This window comes from Sphingobacterium sp. IITKGP-BTPF85 (genome assembly GCF_001006065.1).
Taxonomy (GTDB): domain Bacteria; phylum Bacteroidota; class Bacteroidia; order Sphingobacteriales; family Sphingobacteriaceae; genus Sphingobacterium; species Sphingobacterium anhuiense.
In genome coordinates this window covers 16,719-32,662 of sequence record NZ_ASZT02000052.1, presented here as the reverse complement: position 1 = coordinate 32,662, position 15,944 = coordinate 16,719, and the positions used below count along the sequence as shown (strand labels likewise).

21 protein-coding genes and 2 pseudogenes are annotated in these 15,944 nt (G+C 36.4%); 6 read left to right on the top strand and 17 right to left on the bottom strand.

All coding sequences use genetic code 11. The features are described from left to right. The first annotated feature begins 159 nt into the window (after positions 1–159). Complete coding sequence (locus tag L950_RS11995; RefSeq protein ID WP_021191885.1) at positions 160–1,461, top strand: UDP-N-acetylmuramoyl-tripeptide--D-alanyl-D-alanine ligase; 1,302 nt, start codon at positions 160–162, stop codon at positions 1,459–1,461. Positions 1,462–1,527: 66 nt separating this feature from the next. Here the strand turns inward: L950_RS11995 and folP are convergent, their stop codons facing one another. The 4 genes from folP to L950_RS11975 all read right to left on the bottom strand — a co-directional run bounded on the left by folP (position 1,528) and on the right by L950_RS11975 (position 4,302). After that, entirely contained in the window at positions 1,528–2,220 is a 693-nt protein-coding gene (gene folP / locus L950_RS11990) for a dihydropteroate synthase (protein ID WP_316930619.1), read from the bottom strand. Between the two features lie 249 nt (positions 2,221–2,469). Beyond that, positions 2,470–2,877, bottom strand: a complete 408-nt coding sequence (locus tag L950_RS11985; RefSeq protein WP_021191883.1) for a DUF4920 domain-containing protein — start codon at positions 2,875–2,877, stop codon at positions 2,470–2,472. Positions 2,878–2,884: 7 nt separating this feature from the next. Further along, entirely contained in the window at positions 2,885–3,463 is a 579-nt protein-coding gene (locus L950_RS11980) for an L-threonylcarbamoyladenylate synthase (protein ID WP_021191882.1), read from the bottom strand. A gap of 20 nt (positions 3,464–3,483) precedes the next feature. Continuing rightward, a complete protein-coding gene (locus L950_RS11975; protein WP_021191881.1) occupies positions 3,484–4,302 on the bottom strand; it encodes a 2,3,4,5-tetrahydropyridine-2,6-dicarboxylate N-succinyltransferase in 819 nt (272 codons plus the stop codon). 115 nt (positions 4,303–4,417) lie between these two features. On the opposite strand from L950_RS11975, the gene L950_RS11970 reads away from it, so the two are divergent. After that, positions 4,418–4,831: an RNA-binding S4 domain-containing protein gene (locus L950_RS11970; protein WP_021191880.1), complete on the top strand. Its 414-nt coding sequence runs from the start codon at positions 4,418–4,420 to the stop codon at positions 4,829–4,831. A gap of 24 nt (positions 4,832–4,855) precedes the next feature. Here the strand turns inward: L950_RS11970 and ytxJ are convergent, their stop codons facing one another. From ytxJ to L950_RS36475, 8 genes and pseudogenes are all read right to left on the bottom strand, one after another. After that, positions 4,856–5,200: a bacillithiol system redox-active protein YtxJ gene (ytxJ, locus tag L950_RS11965; protein WP_021191879.1), complete on the bottom strand. Its 345-nt coding sequence runs from the start codon at positions 5,198–5,200 to the stop codon at positions 4,856–4,858. Between the two features lies 1 nt (position 5,201). Beyond that, positions 5,202–5,945, bottom strand: a complete 744-nt coding sequence (locus tag L950_RS11960) for a hypothetical protein (protein ID WP_021191878.1) — start codon at positions 5,943–5,945, stop codon at positions 5,202–5,204. 197 nt (positions 5,946–6,142) lie between these two features. Then, positions 6,143–6,631 carry a 6,7-dimethyl-8-ribityllumazine synthase gene (gene ribH / locus L950_RS11955; RefSeq protein WP_021191877.1) on the bottom strand — a complete coding sequence of 163 codons (489 nt, stop codon included), beginning with the start codon at positions 6,629–6,631 and terminating at the stop codon, positions 6,143–6,145. A gap of 235 nt (positions 6,632–6,866) precedes the next feature. Then, positions 6,867–7,238: a tetratricopeptide repeat protein gene (locus tag L950_RS33000; protein WP_231577184.1), complete on the bottom strand. Its 372-nt coding sequence runs from the start codon at positions 7,236–7,238 to the stop codon at positions 6,867–6,869. Between the two features lie 384 nt (positions 7,239–7,622). After that, positions 7,623–7,826, bottom strand: coding sequence for a hypothetical protein (locus tag L950_RS36490; protein ID WP_231577186.1), 204 nt, complete (start codon positions 7,824–7,826; stop codon positions 7,623–7,625). 48 nt (positions 7,827–7,874) lie between these two features. Next, positions 7,875–7,919, bottom strand: a pseudogene (locus tag L950_RS36485) (hypothetical protein); the annotation flags it as partial. Positions 7,920–7,968: 49 nt separating this feature from the next. Further along, positions 7,969–8,804, bottom strand: a pseudogene (locus L950_RS36480) (SDR family NAD(P)-dependent oxidoreductase). A gap of 32 nt (positions 8,805–8,836) precedes the next feature. Continuing rightward, entirely contained in the window at positions 8,837–9,544 is a 708-nt protein-coding gene (locus L950_RS36475) for a nucleoside-diphosphate sugar epimerase/dehydratase (protein WP_231577182.1), read from the bottom strand. Between the two features lie 128 nt (positions 9,545–9,672). On the opposite strand from L950_RS36475, the gene L950_RS11940 reads away from it, so the two are divergent. Genes L950_RS11940 through L950_RS11930 form a run of 4 tightly spaced genes read left to right on the top strand, consistent with a single transcriptional unit; the run spans position 9,673 to position 12,266 of the window. Next, positions 9,673–10,884, top strand: a complete 1,212-nt coding sequence (locus L950_RS11940) for an alanine dehydrogenase (RefSeq protein WP_021191874.1) — start codon at positions 9,673–9,675, stop codon at positions 10,882–10,884. An 18-nt stretch (positions 10,885–10,902) separates the two neighbouring features. Further along, positions 10,903–11,523: an alpha/beta hydrolase gene (locus L950_RS11935; protein WP_231577180.1), complete on the top strand. Its 621-nt coding sequence runs from the start codon at positions 10,903–10,905 to the stop codon at positions 11,521–11,523. After that, positions 11,520–11,738 carry an alpha/beta hydrolase family protein gene (locus tag L950_RS32980; protein WP_231577179.1) on the top strand — a complete coding sequence of 73 codons (219 nt, stop codon included), beginning with the start codon at positions 11,520–11,522 and terminating at the stop codon, positions 11,736–11,738. The genes L950_RS11935 and L950_RS32980 overlap by 4 nt, the downstream gene beginning before the upstream one ends. A 12-nt stretch (positions 11,739–11,750) precedes the next feature. Next, entirely contained in the window at positions 11,751–12,266 is a 516-nt protein-coding gene (locus L950_RS11930) for a TlpA family protein disulfide reductase (protein WP_021191873.1), read from the top strand. Here the strand turns inward: L950_RS11930 and L950_RS11925 are convergent. The 5 genes from L950_RS11925 to tsaE form a co-directional block, all read right to left on the bottom strand. After that, positions 12,256–13,296 carry an ABC transporter ATP-binding protein gene (locus L950_RS11925; RefSeq protein ID WP_021191872.1) on the bottom strand — a complete coding sequence of 347 codons (1,041 nt, stop codon included), beginning with the start codon at positions 13,294–13,296 and terminating at the stop codon, positions 12,256–12,258. The two genes, L950_RS11930 and L950_RS11925, sit on opposite strands and share 11 nt — an antisense overlap. A 69-nt stretch (positions 13,297–13,365) precedes the next feature. Beyond that, on the bottom strand, positions 13,366–14,160 hold the full coding sequence (locus tag L950_RS11920; protein WP_021191871.1) for an outer membrane beta-barrel protein: 795 nt from the start codon (positions 14,158–14,160) through the stop codon (positions 13,366–13,368). A gap of 22 nt (positions 14,161–14,182) precedes the next feature. Further along, the gene (locus L950_RS11915; protein ID WP_021191870.1) at positions 14,183–14,920 is read right to left on the bottom strand and encodes a hypothetical protein; all 738 of its coding nucleotides are present in this window, start codon (positions 14,918–14,920) and stop codon (positions 14,183–14,185) included. Further along, complete coding sequence (locus tag L950_RS11910; RefSeq protein ID WP_231577178.1) at positions 14,917–15,369, bottom strand: sigma-70 family RNA polymerase sigma factor; 453 nt, start codon at positions 15,367–15,369, stop codon at positions 14,917–14,919. The genes L950_RS11915 and L950_RS11910 overlap by 4 nt, the downstream gene beginning before the upstream one ends. A gap of 154 nt (positions 15,370–15,523) precedes the next feature. Continuing rightward, positions 15,524–15,934: a tRNA (adenosine(37)-N6)-threonylcarbamoyltransferase complex ATPase subunit type 1 TsaE gene (gene tsaE / locus L950_RS11905; protein WP_021191868.1), complete on the bottom strand. Its 411-nt coding sequence runs from the start codon at positions 15,932–15,934 to the stop codon at positions 15,524–15,526. Positions 15,935–15,944: the final 10 nt, after the last annotated feature.

The following is a 15,944-nucleotide window of genomic DNA, read 5'->3' as shown; positions in this document are numbered from 1 at the left end:
TTTGAGTATGCGCATGTTTATGCTGCAATTAGCTCAATAGCCTACGTTGATTGGGATTAAGGATTATTTGAAATTTTTGTGCTGATTTATAGAACTCTAAATTATTATATTTGTTTGATGATTGCTACTATTGAGGTAATCAAGTAAAAGTTTTTAAGAATGGAACTGCAAGCACTGTATAACTTATTCAAACAACACCCCAGTGTATCCACGGATACACGAAATATTCTACCTGATTCGATTTTTTTTGCTTTAAAGGGATCAAATTTCAATGGAAATGAATTTGCGGAGCAAGCCTTGATTTCGGGTGCCGCTTATGTCGTCATTGACGAAGAGAAATATAAAAAAGATGATCGATTTATACTTGTAGAAGATACTTTAGAAACTCTCCAAGCGTTAGCACATGTTCACCGTAAACAATTGAATATTCCTTTTATTGGTGTAACGGGCACTAATGGTAAGACAACGACGAAAGAGTTGCTGCATGCCGTTCTGTCCAAAAAATATAAAACTTATGCTACAAAAGGAAATTTAAATAATCATATTGGTGTTCCATTGACTTTGTTGGCGATAGACGATGATATTGAAATTGCAATCATCGAAATGGGAGCTAATCATATTGGTGAAATTGATTTTTTATGCAGGATTGCCGAACCCACTCATGGTCTGATTTCAAATGTAGGTAAAGCACATTTAGAGGGATTTGGTTCCTTTGAAGGGGTAAAGAAAACAAAAGGTGAACTCTATGACTGGTTGGAAGCTAATCAAGGAACGTTATTTCTACAGGGAGATAATTCTTTTCTTAAAGAAATGGCAGAACAAAGGCATATTGATAAAGTGGTTAAATATGGATTTTCCGAGTCCAATGCTATTATTGGAAATTTGATTAAAGCAGATCCATTATTGCAGATTGAATGGCATCTTCAACAATCTGAAGAAATATTTCATGCCGATACCCAGTTAGCGGGTTCTTATAATACGGAGAATTTTTTGGCAGCGATAGCTCTTGGACATTATTTTGATGTTCCTCTTGCCCTTATCAATAATGCTATTTCGGAATATAAACCAACAAATAACCGTTCTCAGATAACAAAGACAGATCGAAATACAGTGATCTGTGATTATTATAATGCTAATGCAACAAGTATGGAAGCGGCATTAACAAATATGAGTATCATTGAGGCCACCCATAAAGTTGTCATACTGGGAGATATGTTTGAATTAGGTGAAGAATCTTCTCATGAGCATAAAAAAGTGGTGGAACTGGCAAAAACCATTTCAGGAGCGCGTTTGATCTTTGTCGGTAAAGCATTTTATGAGCATCAGGATGTAGATGGAGAATTTTTTGAAACAACAAGTGATGCGAAAGAAGCTTTATTGAGCAATCCGATTTCGCATGCAACAATATTACTAAAAGCATCGCGTGGAATGGCTTTTGAAAAGCTGATGGATGTTTTATAGATTTTGCAAAAGATATTAGAAAATAAAAAGGAGCTGATCGGCTCCTTTTTATTTTCTAATCAATTACTATTGAAATAATAGATCGACAATCTGTTTGGCCTCTTTCACATCATGCACTCGAAGTAACTGTACTCCTTTACTGAGGAGAAGTGTATTGAGCACCGTAGTTCCGTTTAGCGCTTCTTGTGGAGTTAGACCGAGTTTTTTATAGATCATTGACTTTCGGGATATTCCACCAAGTATAGGAAGCCCATAATAGTGAAGTTCATCTATCCGATAAAGCAACTCGTAGTTTTGTTCAATCGTTTTTGCAAAACCATAACCAGGATCCAGTATAATATCTTTGACGCCCAATTTTCTTAATGTAGCAATCTTCTCACCAAAATATGTAGCGACATCTGTGACGATGTCCTGATAGGCAGTCAATTGTTGCATATTTTCGGGAATGCCACGCATGTGCATTAAGATATAGGGTACCTGTAATTTTGCAACAGTGGGGAACATTTCTGGGTCGATGGAACCTCCTGAAACGTCATTAATTATATGTACGCCGGCATGTACGCACGCTGCTGCAACATCGGCACGGAAAGTATCTATTGAAAGTATCGCATCAGGGAATGTCTTTGCAATCGCTTTTACAGCAGGTAAAGCTCGATCCAATTCCTCTTGTGAAGTAATTAATGCGGCTCCAGGTCGAGAGGAATATGCACCGATATCAATGATGTCGGCTCCAGCATCTAAAAGGGCCTGAGTCTTGATCAGTATTTGTTCAATATTCTTATTATTTTGCCCACCATCAAAAAGGAGTCCGGAGTAACATTTAAAATTCCCATGATGACGGGACGGTCAAACGTCATGATCCGACCTTTTAAGTTGATGGATTGCGCAGGGGTAGTTTTGATCATTTTCATCTTGTACAAATGTATCAAGCTTATTTAATAAATGCTAAAATTAAAAAGAGGTCAATTTTCGTTAATGAAAATGACCTCCTTTAATTTATTAAACGATCTATTTAACAACTAATACGCCATCAGCAACAAAAGTGATTTCGTTTGTCGTATCTTTTACTTTTGCATAACCATCTACAATCACATTTTTACCAACTAAATCAGCAGGTACAAAATAACTGTAATCAGTAAAGCGTACTGTAATAGGCTCTTTGTCACCCGTTCTTTGAAGTGTCAAGAAGCACCCTTTTTTGGTGCAGACCTGAATAACTTTTCCAGTGACTTTACCGGTGAATTTAGGTGATTTTTCTAATGATTTTTCAAGTTTGTCAACTGTAATAGCATTAGACTTATCCACTTTTTTACCATATTGTACACCAATTTCTGCAGGAGTAATTTCTTTTTGTTGAGCTTGGCCGTTCCAAGAAATACCAAAGGCTAACGCAACAAGTAATACTAATTTTTTCATACTGATCTTATTTTCGGAGAAATTCAAACTTCCCGCTAGGATCTAACTTCATCACACTTGATGACTTCCCGTCACTTTTAGTATGTTGTCCAAACTGAACAACATAATCCACTTGATTTTTAATCTCTTCGGAGATATCATCAAAACACTTTGGTGAATCTTCGCCACTAATATTCGCAGAGGTAGATACCAACGGTTTTCTAAAACGTTGTAAAAGCTGTTGACAAAAGTCGTGATTAACAATACGAATTCCGATTGAACCATCTTCTGCTATAACATTTGGAGCTAAGTTTTTAGCTCCAGAGTACACGATAGTTAGTGGTTTCTCTGCGTATTCAATCAATTGGTAAGCTACTTCTGGAATTTCAGTAACGTAACTTGCCAATTGATTGTCATTATGTAGTAGAATAATCAGACTTTTTTCTTTTGCTCTTCCTTTTAGCTGAAAAACCTTCTCCACAGCCTCAGGATTTGTGGCATCGCAACCAATACCCCAGATTGTATCTGTTGGGTATAAAATCAAACCGCCATTTTTGAGAACTTCTAAAGCTTGATTAATATCGTTTCTATCTACAAATTGACTCATTTTTTATTTTAATTAGGGAATTATACAGCTACGTTGTGATCACGTAAAGCATCATTTAAAGATGTTTTCTTGTCTGTAGACTCTTTACGTTTACCAATGATAAGTGCACAAGGAACTTGATATTCACCAGCAGGGAATTTTTTTGTGTAAGAACCAGGAATAACAACAGAACGCGCAGGTACATAACCTTTATATTCTACTGGCTCAGGGCCCGATACATCAATAATTTTAGTAGATGCAGTTAATACCACATTTGCACCTAAGACAGCCTCAGATTCAACACGGATACCTTCTACAACAATAGCTCTGGAGCCAACAAAAACATTGTCTTCTATGATAACTGGAGCTGCTTGTACCGGTTCTAATACACCCCCAATACCTACGCCGCCACTTAAGTGAACATTTTTGCCGATTTGCGCACAAGAACCTACAGTAGCCCAAGTGTCAACCATAGTGCCTTCACCTACATATGCACCAATGTTGACATATGAAGGCATTAAAATTACACCTTTTGCAAGGTATGCACCTAAACGAGCAGATGCTCCAGGTACAACACGAACACCAATTTCTTTGTAGTTCGTCTTTAATTTCATTTTATCGTAGTAAACGAATGGACCTGCAGAAGATTCACTCATTTCACGGATCGGGAAATATAAGATTACAGCTTTTTTAATCCAGTCATTAACATGCCATCTTGTACCGATTGGCTCAGCTACTCTTAATTCACCAGCATCAAGTTTTAAGATTACAGTACGAATTGCTTCCGCATATTCTTTATATTCTAGAAGTTGTCTATCCTCCCAGGCATCTTCGATAAGTTTTTTTAATTGTTCAGGCATCTTTTATAATTCAAAAATTATCAGTTCTTTTTATTGAAGACAAATATGTTAAAATTTGTTCAATTTATAATGGATAATGAGCAGATTTTAAGTCAATATGACTATTTTTGTACAAATGGCAACAGAAACTGAAAAACTTCGAATCGATAAATATTTGTGGTCAATACGTCTTTTTAAAACACGTAGTCTGGCTACTGAGGCCTGTAAGGCTGGGCGGGTAAAATTGAACGGGCAGAATATTAAGCCTTCCTACGTTGTTAAAGTAGGGGATATCTATCAGGTTCAAAAAGGAATCGAACGTAAGATCGTAAAAGTTCTAGGACTTCTTGAAAGAAGAGTTGATGCGAAGACGGCTGTACAGTTTTATGAAGATCAAACTCCGGAAGAGGAGACAACCGCTTATAAATCGGCATTCCATGCACCAATTTTAACACGAGATCGGGGAGCTGGCAGACCCACTAAAAGAGACCGTCGTGAGATTGATGATTTGAAAGAAGATTGGTGGGAAGATGATGGACAAAGTAAATAAATACATATAAAATAGAAAAAGCTACTAAGTAGCTTTTCTATTTATATAAGTGACAAGATCATCGAAATCAATATCTCCGTGCGATGCATTGAAAAGACATGCTTTGCCTTTTATAATCAAGAGCTGCGGCGACTGATGTTCGATATGCCAAATGGAAGCAATCTGATTCGAAATTTCTCGGAAAGCTAATAAATCTAAATAATAAACATCGTAAGACTTATCTGTTAAATTAGCAAAGCGTTCAAAGTTTTTCTTCGCCATACCGCTAATGCCACAGGTAGTACTGTGTTTAAAAATTGCAGTGACCTGCTCACTACCCAATATTTCCTGTAGTTGGTCTAAACTATTAAGAGGAATCCAGTTAATCATATTATAATTCAGTAAATTTTGAAGCTTCTACGTGTTCGAATGTAGAAACAGTTGTAAATGTACAGCTTTTCTTTTTATTGTTTAGTGCGATAAACGAAGTTGGAAGCTTTAGGCCAGAACCCGCGTCTTTATATTGATCAACCTGAAAATTGACCAGACTTATGGTGTTTTCAAAAGCTTTTATCTCACCCGTATTTTCATTGATGAGTAAATTTCCTTTTATAGGACCGTCATAGAAACTCCCATCATAGCTAACAAACGTGCTCAACAATTTCTCATTATTCAAAAGTTTTACTTTTATATCAGTGAAGTTTATACCTTTTAATTCTGTTATTAGCGGCAATAACAAGAGCTTTAGGTCTTCATTGACCTGCTGCTGAATGTCGCGTTGCAGAGCCGTCTCTATGGTTTTAATCTCAACAGCATTAACAAAGAGTTTAAGGGGCTGCTTGCGTTTGAAATTGAATAAATAAACCAGCTTCTCATTTTTTGTTGATTGTCCTTCAAAGCGGCATTCTCCAGTTTCTCTATTCCATAATAATGATCTGTCGGAAGAGCTGTTAAGCAGATTCGCATTATCATTCCCTGTGCAGGAGAATAAGAGAAATTTAGTATTCTGCCAGTTTTCAATTCCTCCTATGGAGGATTCCAGCTTCATTTGTATATTACTTTCTTGTGCTATTCCCAAGACAGCATTCATTTGCATGATGATGTATAAGAAAGCAATTTTTAGTATAGTCTTCATTATATAAAATATAGATCTTTATAAAAGATAAAATCGACTTCAATATCTTATACAAGACACTGAAGTCGATCAAATACTATAGTGATAACAATATTATCTTATTCTTGTTTGCATTTTGCTAGCCAAGTTTTGATCTGAATAGCTTTTGTCTGGCTCTCGTGTTTAGAGCTCTTATTTTTTAAATTAAAAAAGACATATTAATACTGCGCACTAATATGTGCCATCTGAATAGCAGTGATTGCTGCTTCTTCACCTTTATTCCCATGCTTGCCACCCGCTCTGTCCAATGCTTGCTGTTGATTGTCAGTTGTCAATACCCCAAAAATAACAGGCTTGTTGTATTTTAATGCGACGTTACTGATGCCATTGGCAACCGCGTCACAGATGAAATCAAAATGACGTGTTTCTCCTTGAATCACACAGCCTAAGCAAATGATTGCATCAAATGAATCATCGCGTAACAAAATATCTGCACCCGTTATTAATTCAAAACTACCCGGTACTTCGATGATTTTTATATTTTCTTCTTGTGCTCCATGCTTTTCTAGACCAGAAATTGCACCATTTAAAAGAGCCCCAGTTATTTCCGCATTCCATTGTGCAACAACAATTCCAAATTTAAAAGGATTTGCGTTTGCAACTGTAATGTGTGAAAAGTCCGATAAATTTTTAATACTACTTGCCATATGTAGAACAAACTTAGATAAATTTGCTTAGAAACACAATATAATTGCGCTCATATCAACGTAAATTTATGCATTGGGAATTGTTTCCAGGAAATGCTTTGTAGTTATTTCAATTATAATTGGAGTGGTGTTATTGCACCGTATTTTAGCTGTCATAATAGCTCATATGAGAATTATATAGCATAAAAAAAGGCTGCCTTTGGGCAACCTTTTTTTATGTGTATTTGAGTCAATTCTACAAATGTGCTTGAACACGACCGATAAGACCATCGATCATAGCTGCTTCTTGACTTTCAGGGAAATCAGTCTTTATTTTTTTATACGTTTCTTCAGCTTGCTTGAACTCATTCTGAGCTTCGTAAACTAAACCTAATTTTTTCAAAAATAATGGAGTAGTATAAGAGTTAGCCGATTTATCAGCTGCTTCTTTGTAAAATCCAGCTGCTTTCTTATAATCTTTCAATTCTGAATGTACGTCACCTTTCAATCCAGTAACCAATGGGTCTAGAATTGGACTTCCGGTTGCCGAATAATTTTCTAAAGCTTCGATCGCTTCATTATACTTTCCTTGACGTAAATATAAGCCACCTAGGTATGCATTTGCAATGTTTGCAGATTTTGTATTTGAATATTCATCTGCAATTTCTTTAAATCCTGCAAAAGAACCGTCTCCTTCAATAGCACGATTTTGTAATGAATCTATTGCAGCATATTCTTCAGCTTTAAATATTTCGTTCGCTGCTTTCTCAGCTCTCGGTTGTAGATAAAGTTTTGATATCCAAAATACAATATAATTAACACAAAAATACCACCGACGATAAAAGTGATGCTTTTTTGATTGTCCTGAAAAGATGAACCTTGTGAAGGTTTATTCGCTTGTCCAGCGTTATTTTGGTTTTGATTTTTAGACATTATGATTCAATGAAAAAATATAGATTGCAAAAATACAATTTTACGGTAAATATGCAAGCTTTTGTAATTATAATAAACGTTAAACTCTATTAATTAAGTCTTTCTCTGCCTCAATTTCTTTATCTATCTGTTCGTAGATTGAATTTTGGCTTTTAAATTCTGGCACAATCCTTTTCATTTCTAAAACAACATTATGCTTATTTTGCTGTTTAATACCGGTTACTAAGTTCTCAAGGTGATGATTAACCTGTTGAAAATCGTTTTCCCGAACTTTTGCAATCATAATTTTTTTATGATGCGTTGGCATTGTGTTCTCTAAATCATTCAGAAGCTCCTCGTAAAGTTTTTCTCCGGGACGTAAGCCTGTGAACTTAATTTCGATATCTTGATTTGGAATAAAACCAGAAGTTTGATCATTTTATTCGCTAATTCGATGATTTTAACAGATTTGCCCATGTCAAAACGAAAATCTCACCACCTTCTCCCATCGATCCAGCCTCTAATACCAATTGGCAGGCCTCTGGAATTGTCATAAAATACCTCGTTATTTCGGGATGTGTAACGGTTACGGGACCTCCTTTTTCAATTTGATCTCGAAACGTGGTATAACAGATCCATTTGAGCCTAATACATTACCAAAGCGCGTCGTAATAAACTTGGTTTTAGCATTGACATGCTCATTACTTTGTAAAAAGTGGTTGAAGGATTGGACATATATCTCAGCAATCCTTTTCGTTGCACCCATAATATTTGTCGGGTTTACCGCTTTGTCTGTTGACACAAACACGAATTTTTCCGCACCATATTCAACCGCAAGATTTGCGATATTTTTAGTGCCAACAACATTTGTGTGTACTGCCTCTAAAGGATGGTTCTCCATCATCGGAACATGCTTGTAAGCTGCAGCATGATAAACATAATGCGGTTTGAAAGTTTCAAACATGAGCTTCATACGGTCAATACTACGTACGTCACCAATAAATGAATGATAAACCTGTAATGGAAACTCGTCCTGTAAATCCAGCTGTAAGTTATGCAAAGGTGATTCTGCTTGATCGCACAAAATAATCATCTGTGGTTCAAATTTGCCCAACTGCCTCGCGATTTCACTTCCAATAGAACCAGCAGCACCGGTTACCAGAACACGCTTGCCTTTTAACTGATTTAAAATGTTGTCATTGCTTATCTTTATTGGAGCTCGTTCAAGGAGGTCTTCAATTTTTATTTTTTGAATCTGATTTGGATTTAACTCCCCATTCATGATTTTCTTGACAGAAGGTAAAGTCAATATGGTCACCTTCTTCTCAAGGCAGATGTCAATGATATCATTTTAGATTCTAAGGGGATATTGTGAGAAGCAATGATGACCTCTTCAATGTTCAGATTGATAATAACCTGTCCTAGTTTCTTCGGGTCAAAAATTTTAATTCCATCAATTACTTTTCCGATTTTTTGTTCATTGTCATCTAGATAACCGACAATGGCATTTTTGGAACGTGTATCGTGATCTAACGTTCTTTTAACGGCAATACCAAGGTCGCCAGCGCCGTAGATCAACGTATTGCGTCTGTCACTTCTTATATTTTTTGTATAAACAAAGAATATTTTAATAAATGTTCTGTATGTCGTGAGCAATAAGAAACAAAATAAGGCATATAAAATAATGAGTGAGCCAGGTAGAGTGTGTTGATCTCCAGTCGCGAGTAATACCGTTTTGATAACGAAGAAAACAAGTACTGCGAATACAATTGCTGTAAGAATTCGAATGGAATCAACAGCACTGGTATAGCGTATAATGCCCGTGTGCATCTTAAATAAATAAAAGGAAGTTGCTGTGACACTCATTGCATAAATCAGTCTGATCGCAAACTCAGATGTATTTATGAAAGCAAAATCAAAACTGTAATAGATGATATTTGCCAAGGTAAAGGCAAATATTGCCGTAAAGATATCTAATACAAAAATAATCCAACGTGGAACAATATTAAGTTTATTAAACATAGTTTTGTTTTAGTGCTTAGTTGGACAAATGTAACTTTTTTTCTAAACAGGTAGGCATATAAGTACTTAATTTCTTTTGCTTAGCTTAAATAAAAGTAGTAAATTTAAAAAGTAATGCATGAAAATAAATGAGTGACTTAAGTAAATTGGCAAGTCAAGCAATGATACAGCCACAAGAGACTTTATCAGCGACTGCTTCTAGGGAAAAAAGATTGTTTATTGGTATACCCAAGGAAATTGCATTTCAGGAGAGAAGGATTTGTTTGACACCACTGTCAGTCGGTCTTTTGGTAGAAAATGGCCATGAAGTTATTATGGAAACCGGTGCCGGTTTAGGATCTAATTTTTTGGATCATCATTACAGTGAACAAGGTGCTCGTATTGTCTCATCTGCTGAGGAAGTTTATCAAGCGGATTGTATTGTGAAAATATGCGCACCAACTTTTGAGGAAGTAGGAATGATGAAGCAAAATCAGATATTGATGTCTTCACTACAGCCTTCATTATTAGAGCTACCTGTTCTGAGAGCGCTTATTCAAAAAAAAATTACTGCTTTATCTTTCGAATATCTGCGCGATGAAGGAGGCTGTTTGGCAGTAGTCCGAGCAATGGGAGAAATTGTTGGTGCTACTTCAACTTTAATCGCTTCTGAATATTTAAGCAATAGTTTTGGTGGTAAAGGCTTAATGTTGGGAGGTATTACAGGTGTTCCGCCGACAGAAATGGTCATTATTGGTGCCGGAACAGTTGGAGAATATGCGGCAAGGACAGCTATTGCGCTGGGTGCACAGGTGAAAGTTTTTGATAATTCCATTTATAAATTAAGACGTCTCCAAAATAATCTAGGAAGTCGCGTATACACTTCTATTATCCAACCTACAATTTTGAACAAAGCTGTGAAAACCTGCGACGTGGTCATCGGTGCTTTACGCTCAAAAAATGGGAGAACTCCTTGTGTTATTTCTGAAGAAACGGTTTCAGAAATGAAACCTAATTCTGTTATTATAGATGTAAGCATTGATCAAGGGGGATGTTTTGAAACTTCAAATATCACATCACATGATACACCGACCTTTAGAAAATATGATGTCATTCATTATTGTGTCCCTAATATTGCTTCTCGGGTGGCGAGATCTGCAACCTATGCATTAACAAATATTTTTACACCAATACTACTTGATATTGCTGAGCAGGGAGGTGTCAAAAATGTCATTTGGAAAAGTGCAGGAATTAGAAGTGCAACCTACTTATACCAGGGAATATTGACCAATAAGGATATTGCTTCAAAATTTGAAATGACAGCCAAAGATTTGGATTTAATTATAGTGACCAATTTGTAATTCATGAAACTTACTTTAATGATTATTCTTTTTTCAGTTGTTTTTCAAGCAACAGCGCAAGAAAAGTTTGCCTTATATAATGACAAGATCCCAAATTCTATCAATACAGATACGGCCAGATACAATCGAAATATTCCAGAAATATTTGTTTACAAGCCAAGTGCAGCTGTAGATAAGGGTATGGGTGTGTTGATTATTCCAGGCGGTGGCTATGCACATATTGCTATGGATCATGAAGGACACGATGTTGCAAAAGAGTTGAACAAAGCTGGTTTTACGGCTTTTGTTCTTAAATATCGATTACCTTCGCCGAATATCATGGTCGATAAGAGCATTGGACCAATACAAGATGCGCAGCGTGCCATGCAGTATATCCGCAGTGGTTTTCCTTTATTGCATAAAGTCGGAGTTATCGGTTTTTCAGCAGGAGGGCACCTTGCATCTACTTTGCTTATCAGTTCAAAACGTGGTTTCATTGCTAATCCGTCACAGTTATCTTTAGCGCCCGATTTTGCCGGATTGATTTATCCCGTTATCTCCATGACTGACGCTATTACGCACAATGGTTCTAGAATCAACCTTCTCGGAGAGAATCCATCTCCAGAGCAGATTGCCAAATTTCATCTGAACAGCATGTGACCTCAGATCTTTGTCCTGTATTTTTTGTTCACGCAAAGGATGATAAAGCGGTTCCTATTGAAAACAGTTATGTGATGATCAAAGCACTGGATAAAGCTCATGTTAAAAATAAGCTATTGACTTATGAGGAGGGGGGACACGGTTTTGGTTTGATTAATAAGACAAGTTCAGTAGCTTGGTTAGATAGTTTTGTAGATTGGGTAAATCATTTATAATATATTATTGAAATGAAACATATTTTAGGACTTATTTTTAGTTTTTTATTTTTAATAGCCGAAGCACAAACTTCTGATGGAGGATGGAAAGTGCCTCTTAATGCAGCAAGTCCCGCATTTGTAGTTCCCAAGAAAGATGGAACTTCTATTGCTAGTACCGATTTGAAAGGAAAAGTGGTGTTGCTTAATTTCTTCGCAACCTGGTGCCCTCCATGTCGAGAGGAATTGCCTCGCTTGCAGAAGGAAATATGGGAAAAATATAAAGATAACCCCAAATTTGAATTAATGGTACTGGCGCGTGAGCAGGATTGGAATAAAATTGATCCCTTTGTTGCTGAACACAAATATTCCCTACCATTTTATCCGGACTTGAAAAGAAATGTATTCGGTTTATTTGCAGACCAAGGTATTCCACGCAATGTCGTACTCGATGCCCAGGGCAATGTTATTTACCAGTCCCTTGGGTATGAGAAAAAAGAGTTTGATCAATTAATTGCTCTTATTGATCGTCTTTTACTTAAAGACTGATATATTGCGCGATCTTAACGGCTACAGGTTGTCCTATTTGGATTGAGACCGGAGTCGTACTGATGGCATGTAGTTGTAAGGCATGATTTGTAATTACTAATTCATAATAAAAACCTCTAAAGCGGATATCGGTTAATGTGAAATCATGCGTTGTCTCCGATGCCGTTATAGATACCCATTCTTGATGAATGATGATGGTTGTATCACTTTGGATTTGAAGCAATTTCGCATCTGTGCTACTCAGAATATTGCTTTTAGCTAATAAAAGTGCTGTGTATGGATTAGTTGGTCTTTCGTAAAGTTCCCGTGGATGGCCTTGATCCAATATCTTACCATCTTTCATTACAATAAGATCGTCGGCCAGTGCCAATACTTCTGTCGGATCATGGGAAACAAGTATGATCGTAAGGCCTGTCTCGACCACAATTTGTTTGATGTCTTGTTGCAATGTGTCTCGGAAAGAGGCATCAACCTGATTGAAGGGTTCGTCCATCAATAGTACTTGTGGATCATTTACCAATGCTCTGCAGATCGCAACACGTTGTTTTTCTCCACCGCTGATGTCAGCAATTCTTTTCTTTGCAAGATGATCAATCCGCAGTCTTTTTAGGATTGCAGCAGTTTTTGTTTGTTTGGCTTCGATATTTGTATTTGGCAATTGGGAAGCGACATTATCCCAAACATTGGCAAATGTGTTTAAGTCATCAAAACCCTGGGAAACCAGCTTCATCTCTTGATGCCCTGGGATTAGTTTATCTTTTCTTGTTGGAACTAACCAGCCTTTGTAACGAACTTCACCGGTTAATGGCTCTAATAGACCATAGATGAGACGAAGTAATGTGCTTTTCCCACTGCCGGATTCTCCGATAATAGCCGTGATTTTACCTTCTTGGATTCCTATATTTGCTTGCTGTACGGCTAAACTTTCCGAATTTTCTAAAAATGAAAAACTAAGATTTTCAAGATGGATGTAAGGAAGTCCAAGGACCTCTTTATCAAAGGGAACATACTGACAAGAAGATTGTGACATATTTTGCAAAATAAAAAAGCCGAATGTTATAATTCGGCTTAAAATTAAGCATTTTAATATTATTCTACCCTAAAAACCTAGCGTCAGGCCAAAAGTAAAATTATTTAAACCCTGTTGATCAGGACTATTTTCGAACATATCATTGAAATAATATTTGACAAAAACGCCCATTGAATCATATCCAAGCCGCGCAAAGGCACCATACTGGAAGCTGGCCAAATTGTAATTATCTTTAAATTTTTGGCTGCCTTGTTCATTACTTTTTAAACGTTGACTACCTTTTATTAAAATTCCGGTCATTGCGCCGACAGCAAGTTTCGCACGCTCACCATTTTTAAACCTTTTACTTCTGAACTCAAATGTTAACGGAACACGTAGGTAGGTTGATGTAAATACATTCTTCTTGTAAGTGATGTCATCCGGGTAGGAATAGTCCAAAGGAGTAGCGTCCTGATCCAGCAAAACATTATGTTTCAACCTCAGATAGTTCCATTCAAAACCTGTCGATATATACGTTTTGAATCGATCATTGAACCTAAGACCAAATTGAGCAATATCGAAACCAAAGTTTGAAGCTTTTTTATATTCTAAAAATTCGTTATTCTCATTTAATGTAAAGCTACCATCATTAATTAACCTTGAAAATCCCCAATCTATGCGAGAAAAAGTGATGCCACCAAATATTTTTGGATATTTTGAAACAGCAGGTGTGTTTTTGTCATCAATTTTATCACTGTCTTCTTTGCCTAAAATGCTTGTTGAAATATTAATTTTTTTAGTGCTGTCCTGTTGTGCATATGCTTTTACTAGAAGGCAGGATGTTAAGATACCGATGATTGCGAACGATAGAAAATATTTTTTCATATGGAAAGAGTTTATTTAGGTTTTACTTTTTTCTTTTTTTATTTTTAACGAGACTATTAAGTAGATCAATCTGTAATGTTCCCTCGTCATCATTGCTGAACTGAACTTCTGAACCATTCCCTTGATTGATGGTTTTGCTCAAAATGTTGAGCACCTTAGTAACAACATTCTGTTTGCTTTCGCTGGTTGAAGCCATCATACTTTCTTCTTCGTCCGGGTTTTCAATAATGGGTTTGATCGGGATGTATTCCATTGCATGTGCTATTTGTGCTTGTGAATCCACAACTACTAGCATCGGTTGTTCTGCTGTTATTTTTAGTTTTTTAAGCGCTACCGCTTCATTGATCTGTGCAATTTTCGGTGGCATTGATTTTATTTGATAATCAGTTTGCGTATCCTGAGTTTTTTCGGGTACAGTTTTGACGGCAAATCGGACAGGCTCTTCATTAGTTTCTATCAAATCTTCTACTACATTCTTTTGTTCTTTTTGGGTAGCTGTATCTTTTTTCCGATTAACAATGTTTGTGGTTTCCACGATGCTTGCTGACTGCTTCATGACCAATAGACTAAAAATCCCAATACAAATGAGGGTCGCGGCGATGCTAACAAGCGGTTTTAACCACTTTATTTTTTTCTTGATTGGTACAATTTTCTGTTCATCAAGATCCGCTTCTATTTTATTCCAGATATCAGCGCTAGGCTGTATATCAAGTTTGTCAATATGATCGCGGAATAATTTGTCGATTTCTTCATTTTTCATAACGTAAATGCCTCAATTTTTAATAATCTTGTTTTCAGCCACTGCCTTGCTCTTGATAACTGTGATTTTGAATTTCCCTCACTTATGTTGAGCATTTCGGCAATTTCTTTGTGTGTATAGCCTTCTACAGCATAGAGATTAAAGACTGTACGGTAACCAATGGGTAATTGATGAACGATTGACATTAAATCTTTGTAATGTATCTGATCGGTAGCGTTGTTATTCGGAATTTCATGGATAATGTCGTTATCGAGAGACTCTACATAAACAATTTTGTTTTTTCGCTGTATTTCAATAGCCGTATTGACCATAATTCTTCGTATCCAGCCTTCGAGAGACCCATTTTCTGAAAACAGGTGTCCTTTAGTGAAGACTTTTACAAATCCGATTTGCAGTATATCCTCCGCTTCTACGCTGTCTTTTGCATAGCGTAAGCAAACAACAAACATTTTTTTAGAAAAAAATTGATATAGATGGTACTGAGCTTTTCTATCTCCAGTGAGACATTTTTTCCATGTTGAATCTATACTTACGTTTTCCAAAATTTAATCAGTTTATATTAGGAAGACGTAAGATATTTAGGAAAGGTTGCATGGGGCGCAACTATTTTATAATTATTTTTCGACTTGTAGGTGATGTAATCTCAATTTCAATTGTTTTTGCATCATCAGGCAGTAAGTTTGGGATTTTATTCGGCCATTCGATAAAACAATAATTTCCAGAATAAAAATAATCCTCATAGCCAAAGTCATAGGCCTCTTCTTCTTCTTTTATTCTGTAAAAGTCGAAATGAAAAATTGTGCCCTGTGGTGTGCTATATTCATTTACAATTGAAAATGTGGGACTTGAGGTGTTGTCTTGTACTTGCAAAGCTTTGCAAAGTGCTTTTATAAAGGTTGTTTTTCCCGCACCCATATGACCGTAAAAGAGAAATACACGATCATCAGGAAAAGACTTTAAAAGTAGTTCTGCAGCATGATCTAATTCTGAAAGTTGATTGACTTCGATTATCATGCTGCAAAAT